14 protein-coding genes and 1 pseudogene are annotated in these 15,180 nt (G+C 64.1%); 4 read left to right on the plus strand and 11 right to left on the minus strand.

Annotated elements, in window-relative coordinates; translation table 11 throughout:
• Positions 1–87: 87 nt before the first annotated feature.
• The gene (locus IED13_RS23360) at positions 88–477 is read right to left on the minus strand and encodes a response regulator (protein WP_012047179.1); all 390 of its coding nucleotides are present in this window, start codon (positions 475–477) and stop codon (positions 88–90) included.
• Positions 474–875, minus strand: a complete 402-nt coding sequence (locus IED13_RS23365) for a response regulator (protein ID WP_012047178.1) — start codon at positions 873–875, stop codon at positions 474–476. Before IED13_RS23365 ends, IED13_RS23360 begins: the two co-directional genes overlap by 4 nt.
• Positions 876–1,106: 231 nt before the next feature.
• On the opposite strand from IED13_RS23365, the gene IED13_RS23370 reads away from it, so the two are divergent.
• Both IED13_RS23370 and IED13_RS23375 read left to right on the plus strand, forming a co-directional pair.
• Positions 1,107–1,448: a TFIIB-type zinc ribbon-containing protein gene (locus IED13_RS23370; protein WP_012047177.1), complete on the plus strand. Its 342-nt coding sequence runs from the start codon at positions 1,107–1,109 to the stop codon at positions 1,446–1,448.
• 90 nt (positions 1,449–1,538) lie between these two features.
• Positions 1,539–2,183: a ZIP family metal transporter gene (locus tag IED13_RS23375; protein ID WP_012047176.1), complete on the plus strand. Its 645-nt coding sequence runs from the start codon at positions 1,539–1,541 to the stop codon at positions 2,181–2,183.
• Here IED13_RS23375 and IED13_RS23380 read toward each other — a convergent pair.
• Positions 2,183–2,602, minus strand: a pseudogene (locus tag IED13_RS23380) (MerR family transcriptional regulator); the annotation flags it as partial. The gene IED13_RS23375 and the pseudogene IED13_RS23380 overlap by 1 nt on opposite strands.
• A gap of 208 nt (positions 2,603–2,810) precedes the next feature.
• On the opposite strand from IED13_RS23380, the gene IED13_RS23385 reads away from it, so the two are divergent.
• Positions 2,811–5,099, plus strand: a complete 2,289-nt coding sequence (locus IED13_RS23385; RefSeq protein ID WP_041751087.1) for a heavy metal translocating P-type ATPase — start codon at positions 2,811–2,813, stop codon at positions 5,097–5,099.
• A gap of 79 nt (positions 5,100–5,178) precedes the next feature.
• On the opposite strand, the gene IED13_RS23390 is transcribed toward IED13_RS23385, so the two are convergent.
• A complete protein-coding gene (locus tag IED13_RS23390; protein WP_041751086.1) occupies positions 5,179–5,499 on the minus strand; it encodes a DUF736 domain-containing protein in 321 nt (106 codons plus the stop codon).
• 546 nt (positions 5,500–6,045) lie between these two features.
• A complete protein-coding gene (locus IED13_RS23395) occupies positions 6,046–6,528 on the minus strand; it encodes a hypothetical protein (protein ID WP_012047173.1) in 483 nt (160 codons plus the stop codon).
• 169 nt (positions 6,529–6,697) lie between these two features.
• On the opposite strand from IED13_RS23395, the gene IED13_RS23400 reads away from it, so the two are divergent.
• Positions 6,698–7,264 carry a flavin reductase family protein gene (locus tag IED13_RS23400; protein WP_012047172.1) on the plus strand — a complete coding sequence of 189 codons (567 nt, stop codon included), beginning with the start codon at positions 6,698–6,700 and terminating at the stop codon, positions 7,262–7,264.
• Between the two features lie 18 nt (positions 7,265–7,282).
• Here IED13_RS23400 and IED13_RS23405 read toward each other — a convergent pair whose 3' ends face one another.
• From IED13_RS23405 to IED13_RS23430, 6 genes are all read right to left on the minus strand, one after another.
• Positions 7,283–8,221, minus strand: coding sequence for a DUF2493 domain-containing protein (locus IED13_RS23405; RefSeq protein ID WP_041751752.1), 939 nt, complete (start codon positions 8,219–8,221; stop codon positions 7,283–7,285).
• Positions 8,222–8,531: 310 nt separating this feature from the next.
• Positions 8,532–9,593, minus strand: a complete 1,062-nt coding sequence (locus tag IED13_RS23410; RefSeq protein ID WP_041751085.1) for a DUF7146 domain-containing protein — start codon at positions 9,591–9,593, stop codon at positions 8,532–8,534.
• On the minus strand, positions 9,593–13,927 hold the full coding sequence (locus tag IED13_RS23415) for a strawberry notch family protein (RefSeq protein WP_012047169.1): 4,335 nt from the start codon (positions 13,925–13,927) through the stop codon (positions 9,593–9,595). Before IED13_RS23415 ends, IED13_RS23410 begins: the two co-directional genes overlap by 1 nt.
• Before the next feature lie 66 nt (positions 13,928–13,993).
• A complete protein-coding gene (locus IED13_RS23420; protein ID WP_012047168.1) occupies positions 13,994–14,335 on the minus strand; it encodes a DUF4326 domain-containing protein in 342 nt (113 codons plus the stop codon).
• Positions 14,336–14,482: 147 nt separating this feature from the next.
• The gene (locus IED13_RS23425; RefSeq protein ID WP_012047167.1) at positions 14,483–14,725 is read right to left on the minus strand and encodes a DUF6117 family protein; all 243 of its coding nucleotides are present in this window, start codon (positions 14,723–14,725) and stop codon (positions 14,483–14,485) included.
• On the minus strand, positions 14,722–15,147 hold the full coding sequence (locus IED13_RS23430) for a hypothetical protein (RefSeq protein WP_012047166.1): 426 nt from the start codon (positions 15,145–15,147) through the stop codon (positions 14,722–14,724). The genes IED13_RS23425 and IED13_RS23430 overlap by 4 nt, the downstream gene beginning before the upstream one ends.
• Positions 15,148–15,180 lie beyond the last annotated feature (33 nt).

A 15,180-nucleotide genomic window follows, 5' to 3' on the forward strand; every position in this document is an offset into this window, starting at 1 on the left:
GGTGGGCGGGGTGCGGGGTGATTCGGGTCAGGCCGGGACGGTTGTGAGATGCTCGGGGGCGATCCGACGCACCGCCTAGCACGGTTGTCAGGCCTGGTCGCCGCGGTTCTTGGCAGCCAGAAGACGCTGGATACGGTCCAGCACGAGGCGGTGATCATAAGGTTTCGATACGGCCGGCCCGTCCTGACAAAGATCCGCAGCTTTCTCGACAGAGCCCGTAATCGTTCCGGCGAGGATTACGCGTGGACCTGGGGCGCGATCGCGTATCCAATGCGCGAGAGCGAATCCGCTTTGGTCTTCAGCGCCGACATCGATAAGCACGACGTCAATGGGACGAGCCGTGTTGTTCAATACCTCTTTGGCTTCTACAGAATTGGTGGCTTCCAGCACTTGATAACCGCACTCGCGGAGATATTCGGCGAGCGGTGTGCGGACCAGGACGTTGCTGTCGACAATGAGGATGCGTGTGTCGCTCACGCGGGCGTTCCCGGCGGCGCGACGCCCAAAGTTACAAAAACCAATGCCACTGTCTGTGTGATGTCATATGGCTTCGCGATAAAGCGCCCGGGCATCGTCTCGCTGTTCAAGTGATCGTTTCCGGACGTGAGGATCACTGGGACGGTCGGAAAATCTGCGCGGACTCGCTCGGCGAGCTGCAGGCCGTTGAGGGAGCCAGGCATCTGGATATCGGAGAACATAAGATCGACCTTGCCGCCGGCCACGAGATAATCGAGCGCCTGGTCAGCGGAGTTGGCCTCGATGACGGCGCAGCCTGCTGTTCGCAACTCGTCGGCGATGAGTGCGCGCATAAGGACTTCATCCTCGACAACGAGCACATGAGGTTTCTCGCGATCCAACGCCGGCTCAGGCAACACTTTGATGCCCTCCTATTGAGCGAAAACGGAGGGCTTGCTGTGGCGTTCCTTGCGAAGACGAAAATAGTTGCTTTTTTCGGCGACTGTGGTGGTCGTCGGCGGAATTGGGTGAGACCGGGATTAGGGGGCGTCGGTGCGGCGCGAGGTTTCCTGCTGAGAACCTCTTGCTCCTCTAGTCACTAGAGGATTTAGGATCTCCTTCCAGCTTGGTGAAGGAAGGAGTTCTTTGCGATGGAGCGAACCGAAGGCACTGGCATGTTGTGCCCCGTCTGCCGTGTCGATCTCGTGATCAGCGAACGGCAGAACATCGAGATCGACTACTGCCCGAAATGCCGCGGGGTATGGTTGGACCGTGGTGAGCTTGACAAGATCATTGAGCGGAGCGCGGCCGAGACCTCTCAGGTTTCCCAGCAGAGGTCTTCCGCACCGCCTTCGTCCTCAGAGGCACCGAGCGCGCCGGGACCGTGGGGCGGATATGATCAGCACGGCGGTCATGGTGGCCACGGGTCACGTGATGGCCACGGCAGCCGCGGTGGTCACGGACGCGGCTTCCTCGGTCGGATATTCGACTGACGCCAACAACAACAAGAGCAACGAACAAACAATAAGGTGCTTGGGGTGGCCTCAGCTTGGCAATTCACCTTGATCCCGGCTGCGGCCGCAATGATCGGCGCCGTGATTGCGGTGAACGCGCGGCCGAAAGCAACTTTGGTCAGCGCGATCCAACATTTTGCTGCCGGCGTTGTATTCGCGGCGGCGGCTGGCGAGATCCTGCCCGATGTCATGCATCGAGGCTCGCCCTGGGCGACGGCGATCGGTGGCGCGATCGGCGTCGTCACGATGCTGCTGGTAAAACAGTTGGAAGAGTGGGCGAAAGGGCCAGCGGGCCTGTTGACGGCAATTGCCGTCGATATTCTGATCGACGGTCTGGTGCTTGGGATCGGATTCGCGGCGAGCCCAAAAGTTGGCATTCTGTTGACGATTGCCTTGACGATCGAGATTCTGTTTCTCGGCCTTACTGTGGCGACGGAGCTCGGAGAGAGTGTTCACTCCAAAGCCAGAATCGTCGGAATAACGGCCGGGCTGATCATCCTGCTGCCTGTCGGCGCTTTACTCGGGGCTCCGGTCGCGTTGCTGCCCGGTCCGATTCTGACCGGTTTCTTTGCATTCGGACTGGTCGCTCTTCTCTACCTTGTGACCGAGGAATTGCTGATCGAAGCTCATGAAACGCCCGATCGGCCGTGGGTGACAGCGATGTTCTTCTTCGGCTTCTTGGCGCTTTTGCTTGTTGAGGAGGCGATCGGCTGATTGTGCGGGTGCATGCACTGGCCATGGTCAGCTAGCACCTCGATGACACGACACTCCGCCAGGCGTCCGTGACTGCAACCGTCGATCATCACCTCAAGCTCGGCCTTGAGCGCACCTAGGCTCGCAATGCGCTGCTCGACCTCGACAAGGCGGGCTTTCGCGATTGCATCCGCCGTCGCGCAAGACTGATTGGGCTGATCCTGCAAGGTCAGCAAGGTCCGTATCGCTGGGATCTCGAACCCCAATTCGCGAGCGTGGCGAATGAACATCAGCCGGTGAAGATCGCGCGTATCGTACGTGCGACGATTGCCTTCGGTTCGGGGTGGGGCCGGCAGCAAGTCGATCTGCTCGTAATAGCGGATCGTCGGTACTTTCACGCCGCTGTGTCTGGCTGCCTCGCCGATGGAGATGTGGCGCACGACGGTCACTCCTCTAGTCACTAGAGGAATTGGCGATTGCGCACCAAAAATCAAGGGCTGCCAGTGGGGAGCTCTTTCTCGCCCGGGCTCTGCCCAGCCGCGAGATCGACAGCGCGCCGTGCGCATTTTCTATCCCGCAGCGGATCTTTGCCCTTGCTCCTCTAGCGACTAGAGGACGTAGCGCTATGGCTGAATCGAGGATTTGGTCATGACGAAGCATTCGCAACAGAGCCGCTATCGGGTCGATGGCATGGACTGCGCTTCATGTGCGGCAAAGATCGACACCGCGGTGCGCCGCGTGCCGGGTGTCGAAGATGTCTCCGTGTCGGCCACCGCCGGCACGATGACCGTGCGCCACGGTGACGATGAGGCAGTTGGTCCGGCGATCACGAAGACGGTGACCGGACTGGGATACAAGCTCAGACTGCTGACAGAACATTCGATCGGCGACGGCGGACCGAAGGCGGTCGAGGCCTGTGGTTGCCAAGGTCGCAGCGGCCCGGACGCTCACGCGCATGACGATGCCCGAAAGAGCGAGGGTCCTGAGCATCGTCATCACAACGGGCAGAACGACGGCAAGGCGTCTAGTGCCGAACTGCACGGTCACGACCATGGTCCGACAAACGGCCCATGGTGGCGGAGCGGTAAAGGACGGCTCACGATTGCCAGCGGCATCGCGCTGATCGCGGCCTACGCGATAGGCAAGTTGGTTCCAGGATTTGAACCCTGGATATTCACGGCGGCGATGCTGGTTGGACTCGTGCCGATCGCCCGGCGCGCCATCATGGCGGCTATCGCCGGCACGCCTTTCTCGATCGAGATGCTGATGACGATTGCCGCCGTCGGCGCCGTCGCCATAAGCGCAAGCGAAGAAGCGGCAACTGTCGTCTTTCTCTTTCTGATCGGCGAACTGCTCGAAGGGGTCGCGGCGGGCCGAGCGCGCGCCAGCATTCAATCGCTGACCGCGTTGTTGCCGAAGACCGCTTTGCTCGAAGAGGGAGGCAAGACGCGTGAGGTCCCGGCCGAGGACCTCATAGTCGATTCCTTGATCCTCGTGCGGCCCGGCGACCGCATTCCTGCGGACGGCTTGATCGTATCGGGTGAAAGCGCGATCGATGAGGCGCCCGTCACCGGCGAAAGCACGCCCGTCCGTAAGGGCGTAGACGCTATCGTCTTCGCTGGCACCGTTAATGGCGAGGCGGCGCTGCGCATCCGCGTGACGGCCGCCGCTGCCGACAACACCATCGCCCGCGTTGTGAAGCTGGTCGAGGAAGCGCAGGAGAGCAAGGCTCCAACCGAGCGCTTCATCGACCGGTTTTCGCGCTACTATACGCCAGGCGTCGTCGTGGTCGCCGCTTTGGTCGCCGTCATACCTCCGCTGCTGTTTGGCGGCGCCTGGAGCGAATGGATCTACAAAGGCCTTGCCATCTTGCTGATCGGATGTCCGTGCGCGCTGGTGATCTCGACCCCGGCGGCGATCGCAGCGTCGTTGTCGGCCGGCGCCCGGCGCGGCTTGTTGTTGAAGGGCGGCGCCGTTCTGGAAAAGATCGGAACGATTACCGCCGCCGCCTTCGACAAGACTGGCACGTTGACAGAAGGCAAGCCGCAAGTGACCGACATTGTCGGCTTCGGCCGGCCGGAGGCAGACGTGCTGAGGCTCGCCGCGGCGCTTGAAACCGGCTCAAACCATCCGCTCGCTAGGGCGATTCTGGAGCGCGCGGCGAGTGATAATGCTGCCGTGCCCCAGATCACCGACGCCAAGGCGATCGGTGGAAAGGGGATCACCGGGACGGTCGACGGCAGCGAGGTGTTCTTCGGCTCACCGCACGCAGCGGGCGATCGCACGGCGCTTACGCCCGATCAGATCGCACGGATCGCTGCCTTCAACGACGACGGAAAGACCGTATCGGTGTTGCTCGCCGATGGACAGGTTGCCGGCGCCATCGCGATGCGGGACGAACCGCGTGTCGACGCCAAGGCCGGTCTGAAAGCGCTGGCTGATGCGGGAATCAAGACCGTGATGCTGACAGGAGATAATCGGCGAACCGCGGACGCGATCGGCAAGCAGCTCGGTATCGAGGTGCACGCCGAATTGCTGCCGCAAGACAAGCAGCGTGTCGTCGGCGAGTTGAAGCGCCAGGGCTTCTCAGTGATCAAGGTCGGCGATGGCATCAATGATGCGCCGGCTCTCGCCGCGGCGGATGTCGGCATCGCCATGGGCGGCAGCGCGGACGTGGCTCTCGAAACGGCCGATGCTGCCGTCCTTCACGGACGGGTGGGGGACGTCTTCGCGATGATCGCCCTATCGAAGCGAACCATGGCCAACATTCGACAGAACATCGCGATCGCGATCGGGCTAAAGGCGGTGTTCCTTGTAACGACCGTCGTCGGCATCACGGGGCTTTGGCCTGCAATCCTCGCCGATACGGGGGCGACGGTGCTTGTGACCATGAACGCGTTGCGCCTGCTCAAGGTCGGGCAAGCTCAGGGTTCCTGAGTTTCGTAAGAGGCCGCCGTCTAATGCTTGCGCGTGCGAACCCCGCCCGGCGCGGCCGGGCGGGGTTGCTGCGAAGGCCTCAGTCGCCGTTCTTGCGGGGCCGCGACCAGATGAGGGTGTAGCCGTCGGCCTCTTCGTCATCGAACAGGTTCGCGTAGATCGGAGCGTTGAAGGAAGGGTCGTCGAGCTTGAGCGAGAGGTAGTCGCGGCCTTCTTCGGAGCGCTTCGACCACGCTGCCCCGATCTCGGCCCGGCCCACATAGACGCGGTGGCTGGGGGCGTTCTCGTTGGAGCGGTTGGTCTCGGCGACGATCCGGACGCCTTTCGTCTGCAAGCTCAGGGTGACGATCTCGCCCTGGAAGTCGCTGCCGACCTTCTTGAAAGAACCGATGTTAGCCATGTCACTTCTCCTTGCTGATTTCGAGCCCGCGACCACCGCGGCCTCGATGGCGATCGACAGGCCGGGGACGATCGACGACGCACCCGCTCGCGGGCCGGAGCGCAGCGGAGGATGACGGCGGTGAGACTTTCTTGCCTCGCGAGGAATGGGCTTTAGCCCAGGGGAAGAAAGTCGAGCCGACGGCGTTGCGGCTCAGGCGATCGAGGCGCAGCCGGTCTTCGGCCAGATCAGGCCATCACGAGGCCAGGTGCGTCCGTGCTCTGAACAGCATCCTCAGGAGGAGACGTGGCGGATATCGGTTCTCTTGCACAAGACGTCGGCGAGTTCAGGCGTAGAGAAAGAAGCCATGGCGTAGAAAAAGGCGGGATCGATTGCCGGGGACTCGCCGCGACTGAACGCCTTCATCCGTCTTTATGTGAGTGCCGGGAGATCGGTGCTGCGGGCTCTGCGCTTCGATAGGCCGGGGCCGTCCTCGTTTCTCAACCGAGACCCGATGGCGCTGGACCGTGCTTCGCGAACCTGTTCGATGACGAAGAGGCCGGCCTCTCAGCCTTCCCGTGTTGCGGCCGTAAGAACCGGCTGCGGCTCATCCGCATTTGCCCCGTCCGGTCGCAGCGGAAGGGGTTCGGCCAACACCGTCATGCGCGCCCAAGCCGTGCAGCCGATGATGATGGCGCCAACCCAAGCGAAGGTCTCCCGCCAGAACAGCGATGGCATGCCGATCTGCGAGAGCCCCAACACGGCGTGGTAGCCGGCGATCGCGGCCGGGATGGCGAAGGCCGCTGCAATGGCCGCGCGCAAGGGGATCGGCTTGACGAGCGCAAAAGCGACCTGGCCGACGCCCAGCGTCAACGCGCCCACGACGATGCCGATAAGGAGGGCGCCGAGGACGCCCGCGCCGCTGTGGAAGGCGGCCATGCCGGCGGTGAGGCCGACGAAGAAGGGCAGCGCATAAACCGCAAGGGCGAAGATCAGCCAGCAGAACAGGCCGATCCCAAAAATGCTGAGTATGAGTCCGATGACGAGCATCGCGGCGTCTCCGTGACAAAGCGTGTGACGGTCGCGCCTTCCACCACCACCACGGCGCGATCCGAACTATAACGAAAATTGGCCTCGAATGGGAGAGGAAACCCGTCCCACCAGACATCGGCGGTGTCCGCGACCGTGCCAGGGGCCTGACCCGACCGCAGGAGGAACGATGGCGAGACGCTCAGAAAAGCTTGATTTTCCGGTCTCTCAGGTTCGGCGCTACCTTGAGCCTGGGCCAATCGTGATGGTGTCGTCAGCGCTGGATGACAGGCGAAACATCATGACGATGGGGTGGCACACGATGATGGAGTTTACACCGTCACTCATCGGTTGCGTCATCGCCGGCGCAAACTACAGCTTTGACCTGGTCTGCAAGAGCCGTGAGTGCGTGATCAATCTCCCGACCACGACGTTGATCGACACCGTGGTCGGCGTTGGCAACACGACGGGCGCTGAGGTCGATAAGTTCGAGAGGTTCGGGCTCACGGCGCAATCGGCAACGCGCGTGAAGGCGCCGCTGATTGTCGAGTGTCACGCAAATTTTGAATGCCGTCTTGTCGATGATGCGCTGGTCGACAAATATAATTTCTTCGTTTTCGAAGTGGTGAAGGCGCATGTCGCCAAGTCGCCGAGGCATCCGGAGACGCTGCATTACACCGGCGATGGGGTATTCATGGTCGCCGGCAAGATCATCAGCCGGCGCCGGCTGTTTCGGCCGGAGCTGCTCGATACCTGATGCCGTAAGTGGCGGCGCTTACGCGCCGCCTTCGTCGTGCTTCCAGACCGGAATGCCGAGCTTGCGTGCCTTGTCGGCGAGGTTGTCCTGGATGCCGGTGCCCGGGAAGTGCAGGACGCCGATCGGCAGGACCGCCAGCATCGCGTCGTTGCGCTTGAACGGAGCCGCCTTCGCGTGCTTCGTCCAGTCCGGCTTGAAGGCGATCTGCGGCACGTTGCGATTGCTCGCCCATTTGGCGGCGATGAGCTCCGCGCCTTTCGGCGACCCGCCATGCAGCAACACCATGTCGGGATGCTTGGCGTGGACTTTGTCGAGTCGATCCCAGATCATGCGATGGTCGTTGAAGTCGAGCCCGCCGGTGAGCGCGATCTTCGGACCAGGCGGCAGCATGACCTCGGTCTCGGCCCGACGCTTCGCAGCCAGAAAGTCGCGGCTGTCGATCATCGCTGCGGTGAGCGCGCGATGATTGATCAGCGATCCTGACCGGGGACGCCAGGGTGTGCCGGTGTGCGTCTCGAAGTGTTCGGCGGCCTGGTCGCGGAAGAGCTCCATGCTGTTGCGGCGCTCGATCAGCGTGATGCCCTCGGCCGTCAGGCGTTCGAGCTCGACCGATTTCACTTCCGAGCCGTTCTGCTCGCGCTGGCTGCGCCGCTGCGCCTGTTCGTTATCGTCGAGTTCGCGCTCGATGCGATCGACGGCGCGGTGGAAGAGATTGACCGTTGACCAGAGCAGATCCTCGAGGTCCGGCTCAAGGCGCGTTTCACCCAGAGTCGAGATCAGGGCGTCGAAGATGTCGACGACGGCGCCGGCCACGACATTGCCTTCGGGAAGCGGCCTCGGGTCGGGTTCGCCCTGGAAGGGACGGTAGCCGTAGAGCTGAAGCTCGTTGAGGACGTGATCGGTCGGGGATGAGCTGTGCGGCGGTTCGAAGTCGATGTCGTCATGGTCGGTCGTCATGGTGAGGTCCTTTGCCGGATCGGCCGCGCCCATCGCGGCCTTCGTGGCGATCACTGGACCGGGAGCGGAACGGGCTTGCACCGCGGCGCCCTCGCGCCGCGGCCGAAGCGCAGCGGAGGACCGAAGGGGCCGGCTATTTTGTCTCGCGCTGTAAAGGCGGCTTCGCCGCCGACGGAAAATAGTCGGCCCTTGAGGTTGCTGGACCGGGGCGCTTCTGGTCCGATCGCCCTCTAGAAGGCCAGGGTGCGGACTCTTTCCGGCTTGCGGGGCCTCACCAGACCAACCATGGCGACACGCGAACCGTCGCCCTTCATCCCGTCTCGGCGGCGTCAACGTGCATGAAGCGCGCGACGTCCTGCGGGATAAGTTCGATCCGCAAGGCTGCTGCCAGCACGTCGACGCCGATGCCGCGCAGATCCTCGTTGAAGTCGCCCCGCCTCGGGGTCCAGGTGATCGCCTCGACCCCGGCCGAGCGGGCCCGCTCGGTCAACGCGATCGCGGCCCCGTCGCCGGCCGCATCGTTGTCGCGAGCGATATAGAGCCGGCGCAGCGTCGGCGGAAGCAACAAGGCTGCGAGGTGATTGGCCGAGAGCGCAGCGGCCATCGGCAAGGTCGGCAACACGCAGCGCAGCGACAGCATGGTCTCAATGCCTTCGCCGGCCGCGAGCACATCGGTGGCCACACCGAAACGGACGGCGTTGCCGAGAAGATCGCCCATCGCGCGCCGTGGCGTATCGATCGGCGCCTTGCCGAGACGGACGAGATCGAAGCCGGCGGGATTGAGCCAGGTGCGGTGCGCGCCGGTGATGCGCCCATCAAGGTCGGTCACACGTGCGATCATCGCTGGCCAAATTTCGGTCGGCGAGTAATCATCCGGGCGATAGTAGCAGCGCGGGTGGAATCGCAATGCGCCGGCTTCGTGCAAAGGCGTAATGCCGCGATTACGGAGATACGTCTCTGCGAGTGTGCGCATCATCGGCTGCGACATCGCAAAGAGCCGCCGTGCGGCCTCCGGCGAGCCAGTCTGCGCAGGTGGTCTGGCCGAGTTTGGCGAAGGCTCCTGTTCGCTGCGCGGCAGGTTCAAGAAGCGGCGCGCTTCGTCAGCAACATCGTGGAAGTCGACGAGGCCGCAGCTCTCGCGGATGATGTCGAGGAGATCGCCATGTTCGCCTGTTGCGGCATCGGTCCACTTGCCGGCTGGTCCTTTCGATGACTCCTTCAACCGAACGAACATGGATCGACCGGGTGTGTTGCGGGCATCGCCAACCTGCCAATAACGACCTTCGCGGCGGCCATTGGAAAGATAGTGACGGCACACCGTCTCCGCGTCGCGCGCGAGCCGGCGTGCCAGGTCGGAAGCGTCGCGCGGCATCACGCGGCCTCCCGTTCGCCGACGCGCTCGACCGGATAGCGATCGAGCACGCGATTGAGTGTTTCGACGCCGCTCGCATCGGTCGGCACGAACATGCGCAGCTTCCAGGAAATGATCTCGTGGAAGAGGCCATAGGCTTTCAGCCGGTCGCGCATCGTGTCGTCGAATCCCGACAGCTCGATGCGGTTGGCGCCCATGACGCGAACACGGCGAAGCTGCAGGCCCTCGGCGAGGTCGAGGATGGTTCGCCCCTCCATCAGTGCGCCGAACGCCATGTCAGGCGTCAGGGTCGGCGTGTCGGCCGCCAGCGCGTTCGCCGCCCAGGCGGCCGAAACCTTGCGGCCAATGATGCGCTCACCCGTATCGGTCTGGAGTCGGTAAACCCGGGTCGACTCGTTCGGCAGCCGCTTCCAGATCGGGAGGAGCAAGCCTGCCACCACATGGATGGTGCTGTCGGTGAAATCGGAAACTTCGCCGAGTTCGACGTGCCAAGCCTCCGCGAAGCGCTCACGGTTGGCCTCCATCCAATGGCTTTCCGCCATTGTCTTCAGCGGAAGGCTGTGATGCTCCATCGGCCGGATCAGCCGTACCCGCCGTTCAATCTCGCCGTCGTCGAGCATGAGGCTCGGCGCCGGGACCTGAACGGCGGCGCGTCCCGATCGCTCGTTGATCAAGAGCACCGCGCGCGGATCGGAGAGACGATCGAAGGCTTCCGCCAGCGTCACCGGAAGGTTGCGTCTGCGCTCGGTGATGGTGAGCAATCGCGTCTCGGCGCCGGTCGCGGGATGGCTGTAAATGACGCTTCGATCCGTGATGACGAAGCTCTCGGCGCGCAGCGTCTCGAGGCCCGCGTCATAGCTGCCGGATGCGATCGCCCCTTCGATGCGGGCGGTGAGCAACTGTTCGAACGCGGTGAAGAGGACGTTCTGCAGGTCGATGGTCAGCGCCAGCAGACGATTGAGGAAGGTGGTAATCGGCGGCAGTTCGTCCTTGATGCCGTTCGCATCCATCAGCTTCAGACCCGTGGAATCCTCGAAGGTCTGAAGCGAGCAGCCTTCGACCTTGCCACGCGCCAGCAGCATGTAGAGCTGACGGAGCGCATCGCGGCCGTAATGACTTTCGAGATTGTCTTCAGGCCGGAACAGGTTCTGGCCGCCGGTCTGACGCTGTCCGCGCGTGATCGCTCCGAGCGTATCGAGACGGCGGGCGATCGTGCTCAGGAAACGCTTTTCGGCCTTCACATTGGTCGCGATCGGGCGGAAGAGCGGTGGCTGCGCCTGGTTGGTGCGGTTCGTGCGACCCAGGCCTTGGATGGCGGCGTCCGCCTTCCATCCGGGTTCGAGGAGGTAGTGAACCCTCAGCCGGTGGTTCCGCGCCGACAGTTCGGCGTGGTAGGAGCGCCCCGTGCCGCCGGCCTCGGAGAACACCAGAATGCGCTTGGCGTCGTCCATGAAAGCCGCGGTTTCTGCAAGGTTCGCCGAAGCCGCGCGGTTCTCGACCATCAGCCGATCGCCCTTGCGGATGACGCGGCGCGAGCGTCCTGTCACTTCGGCGACCATGTCCGTGCCAAAGCGCTGCACGATCTGATCGAGCGCGCCGGGCACAGGCGGCAACGAGGCGAGCTTCTCGATCAGCCGGTCGCGGCGGGTAACCGCTTCGCGGCTTTCGACCGGCTGGCCGTCGCGAAAGACCGGCCGCGACGAGAGATTGCCTTCCGAGTCGGTGAAGGGCTCGTAGAGCTGCACCGGAAAGGAGTGGGCAAGATAGTCCAACACATACTCACGCGGTGTGATGTCGACCTGGACGTCGCCCCAATCCTCAGTCGGGATCTCCGCGAGCCGGCGCTCCATCAGCGCTTCGCCGGTCGAGACGATCTGGACCACGGATGCGTGGCCGGCCTCGAGATCGCGCTCTATCGAGCGGACCAGCGAGGGCGTTTTCATCGAGGTGAGCAGGTGGCCGAAGAAGCGCTGCTTGGCCGACTCGAACGCCGAGCGCGCGGCGGATTTCGCCTGCGCGTTCAGCGTGCCGCTGTCACCGGTGATGTTGGCGGCCTGCATCGCGGCATCGAGGTTGTTGTGGATGATCGAGAAAGCGCCGGCATAGGCATCGTAGATGCGGATTTGCTCCGGCGTGAGCTCGTGTTCGATCAACTCGTATTCGACGCCCTCATAGGAGAGCGAACGGGCGGCATAGAGGCCGAGTGCGCGAAGGTCGCGCGCCAGGACCTCCATCGCCGCGACACCACCGTCTTCGATCGCCTCGACAAACTCGGCGCGTGTCGCGAACGGAAAGTCCTCACCGCCCCAGAGGCCAAGGCGCTGGGCATATGCAAGATTGTGAACGGTGGTGGCGCCTGTCGCGGAGACGTAGACAACCCGCGCATTCGGCAGCGCGTGCTGCAGCCGTAGGCCGGCGCGCCCCTGCTGCGAGGGTGCCTGGTCGCCGCGTTCGCCCTTGCCGCCCGCGGCATTCTGCATGGCATGAGACTCGTCGAAAATGATCACTCCGTCGAAATCGGCCCCCAACCATTCGACGATCTGCCGGACACGCGAAAGCTTCTCGCCGCGCTCATCGGTGCGTAGCGTCGCGTAGGTCGTAAATAGGATGCCTTCTGCGAGGCGGATCGGCGTGCCCTGGCGGAATCGAGAGAGCGGCGTGACGAGCAGACGTTCCATGCCGAGCGCCGACCAGTCGCGCTGCGCATCCTCGATCAGCTTGTCGGACTTGCTGATCCACAGCGCACGCCGACGACCCTTCAGCCAATTGTCGAGCAGGATGCCGGCGACTTGGCGGCCCTTGCCGGCGCCGGTGCCATCGCCGAGGAACCAGCCGCGACGGAAGCGTACGGACGTCTCGGCGTCGTCGCGTGCGGCGGTGACGAGATCGAAGGTTTCGTCCACGGTCCATGCGCCGGCGAGGAAATCGCCGTGCGCTTCGCCGGCGTAAATGACGCTCTCGAGCTGCGCGTCGGATAGCAGGCCGCCCGTGACGAGGTTCACTGGAAGATGCGGCCTATAGGAGGGCTTCGGCGGTGCAACCGACGCCATCGCGGCCGATTGCACGAGTTTGGTCGGATGCGCCTGCGAGCCGGGAATACGGATCGACTGCAATCCGTATTCTTCATAAAGCGCATCGGTGAGGCGGGCGCCCTCGGGCGGCGCCCATTCGAGGATCTCGTAGGAAAGCTCAACGCCTGCAGGGTCCGCAAGCGCGGCGGCCGGTTGCCGCGAGGCGGCGCGGGCGAGATAGCCGCGAACGCTGCGAGGCGTGGCGACGCCGACGGCGGTCGGCGCGGCGAGTGATCTGGCGACCGGGCGGCGCGGGGGAACATGCTTGGTGATCCAGCCGAGCAGCGTGGCGATGTCCGGCGCGATGCCGGCGGACGCTGGAAACTGAGCCGGATCGGACGCGGGCATCTTGTCGATGACCATCAGCCGCGTGTCGATTGTCGTGCCATGCTTCGCGTAGACTGCGCCGTCGACCGCCGCGGTGAAGACGACAGTGCCGCGCTCCTGCAGACGGACGAAGGCGTCGCGCCACGCCGGCGTTTCCGGGCCGAAGTTCGCGCCGGTGATCGCGACAAGCCGCCCGCCGTCGGCGAGACGTGCCAACGCCGAGGCCACATGGCGGTAGGCGGCATCTGCCATCCGGCCACTGACATTCGCCATCGCCGAGAATGGCGGGTTCATAAGGACGACGGTCGGATCGATCGTGGAGCCAAGATGATCGTCGATCTGCGCAGCATCGAACCGCGTCACGGGGACGGCCGGAAAGAGGGAGGAGAGCAACGCGGCGCGGGCCTCGGCCAACTCGTTGAGTGCGAGCGCGCCGCCGGCGATTTCCGCCAGAATGGCGAGAAGGCCGGTGCCTGCTGATGGTTCAAGCACGTGGTCGCCAGGTGTGATGGCGGCGGCACAGAGCGCGGCGAGGCCGAGCGGGATCGGCGTCGAGAATTGCTGGAGCGCCTGGCTCTCCTCTGACCGCCGCGTATGGGTGGGAAGAAGGCTCACGAGCTTCACGAACTGCGGCAGCGCTGCCGACGCAGAACCGGCTTTACGGAAAATCGGCTTGCCGTATTTGCGCAGAAACAGGACGGATGCTGCCTCGCAGGCGTCGTAGGCCGTCTTCCAGTCCCAGGCGCCGGACGTGTCGGAGCGGCCGAGGGCTTGCTCCATCGCCGCACGCAAAATGGCGGCGTCGACGCGCCGGCCTTGCTCAAGGTGGGGAAGAAGAAGCTGCGCGGCCTCGGCGAGGCGTGGCGCAGGAGCTACCGTGGGAGTGCACGGGATTGGCGCGGCCGTCGGATCGGCCGCTGCGGAAGGATGCGACATGGGAAGGGACCTCGGGAGAGCTGGACACGGGCGAGCCGGCCGGCGCTCTCTCTGGTCCGCACCGGCTCAAACCCGTCCCGGCCACACTCTCCCTCTCGTCATCCCGCCAGCCTTGACGCCGCGCCACCACGCGATCCGCGCTTCGCGTGTCGCGTTCGCGAGCCGCAGCAAGAAATCGCCGTGGCATGGTCGCGGCGCGCAGAAGCAGACGAGATCGCAGCCGCGAAGCTCGTCGAGCGCGCGCAGGAGATGATGCTGGTCTGCGAGCCAGCGCTCGTACTTCGCGATGACGGCGGCGCGGTCGCCGTCGGGGCCAATTCGGAAAGGATTGCCCCATTTCGAGCCGCGCCCGACATAGACGGCGCTCGCCGGCACGCCTGCGTGATGCTTGTTGAGAACCCTGTACATTGTAGACCGCCTCCTGATCTCCGTTGCGACGGGGCTGGCGACCGGGATGCGGTCAAGGCCTGGCGGTCACGCATCGCGCGCGATGCGGAAACGGCTTGCCCGTTGACCGACGGGCCGCCGCGTCCAGACAGGTCACGACGCGGGGTGTCAGGAGGCTGATTCGTCCGATAGGTTCTCAGACGGCGGCACATAGGCGTCGTAGGGATTGCCATCGGCTAGGTGGCCAAAGGGCGTGAACAGGAAATCCGCGCCATCGCGTCCGACGGCGCAGATGACGTAACGGGTCTCGCCGGTCGCTGCATCGGCACATTCCATGAGGGCGAGGTTGCCGTCTGCCGCAGCGTGGAGCAGCGTCTGAAAGTTGGCGCGCGCGTGATCGGGAATGCTCATCGCGCACCGCGCTTTCCGCGGCCCGGCGACAAAGTCCGCGCGAGCCAGCCGCGCGTGTCGGTCCATGCGATCGTCTCGCGGGTGGCGAGATCGAGACAATGGGCCCCGCCGCTGAAGGCGTCGATGCGGGGCCGGGAGCATGTGTTGGCCCATTGAAAACCCCAGCGACCCTTGAGATCGAAGATCTCCGCACAACGAAGGACGAAGGTGATGACTGTTTGCGGATCGCCCGTGACATCATCACGGATCCACAGCACGGCGCCGCCGTGTTCGGGCTGGATGGAGAGCAGAAAAGCATCCGAGGGCGGGTCTTCCCGGGCGTTCTCTTCCATCAGCGCATTATAGAGTTCGAGCGCGCGCGCCGCGTTGTCGGGCGTGCCGACATCGAGCACGCATGAGAAGTGCGTGAAGAAATCAGCCATGATGGCCTCCTGAAACGAAATCGCCCAGCGCGA

Origin of the sequence: Allobosea spartocytisi (assembly GCF_014764685.1) — a bacterium.
GTDB classification, from domain to species: domain Bacteria; phylum Pseudomonadota; class Alphaproteobacteria; order Rhizobiales; family Beijerinckiaceae; genus Allobosea; species Allobosea spartocytisi.

Coding starts and splice junctions, on each gene's coding strand:
- IED13_RS23370 (WP_012047177.1), top strand. CDS start 1,107: ATGGAGCGAACCGAAGGCACTGGCATGTTGTGCCCCGTCTGCCGTGTC.
- IED13_RS23375 (WP_012047176.1), top strand. CDS start 1,539: ATGATCGGCGCCGTGATTGCGGTGAACGCGCGGCCGAAAGCAACTTTG.
- IED13_RS23385 (WP_041751087.1), top strand. CDS start 2,811: ATGACGAAGCATTCGCAACAGAGCCGCTATCGGGTCGATGGCATGGAC.
- IED13_RS23390 (WP_041751086.1), bottom strand. CDS start 5,499: ATGGCTAACATCGGTTCTTTCAAGAAGGTCGGCAGCGACTTCCAGGGC.
- IED13_RS23395 (WP_012047173.1), bottom strand. CDS start 6,528: ATGCTCGTCATCGGACTCATACTCAGCATTTTTGGGATCGGCCTGTTC.
- IED13_RS23400 (WP_012047172.1), top strand. CDS start 6,698: ATGGCGAGACGCTCAGAAAAGCTTGATTTTCCGGTCTCTCAGGTTCGG.
- IED13_RS23405 (WP_041751752.1), bottom strand. CDS start 8,221: ATGACGACCGACCATGACGACATCGACTTCGAACCGCCGCACAGCTCA.
- IED13_RS23410 (WP_041751085.1), bottom strand. CDS start 9,593: ATGCCGCGCGACGCTTCCGACCTGGCACGCCGGCTCGCGCGCGACGCG.
- IED13_RS23415 (WP_012047169.1), bottom strand. CDS start 13,927: ATGTCGCATCCTTCCGCAGCGGCCGATCCGACGGCCGCGCCAATCCCG.
- IED13_RS23420 (WP_012047168.1), bottom strand. CDS start 14,335: ATGTACAGGGTTCTCAACAAGCATCACGCAGGCGTGCCGGCGAGCGCC.
- IED13_RS23425 (WP_012047167.1), bottom strand. CDS start 14,725: ATGAGCATTCCCGATCACGCGCGCGCCAACTTTCAGACGCTGCTCCAC.
- IED13_RS23430 (WP_012047166.1), bottom strand. CDS start 15,147: ATGGCTGATTTCTTCACGCACTTCTCATGCGTGCTCGATGTCGGCACG.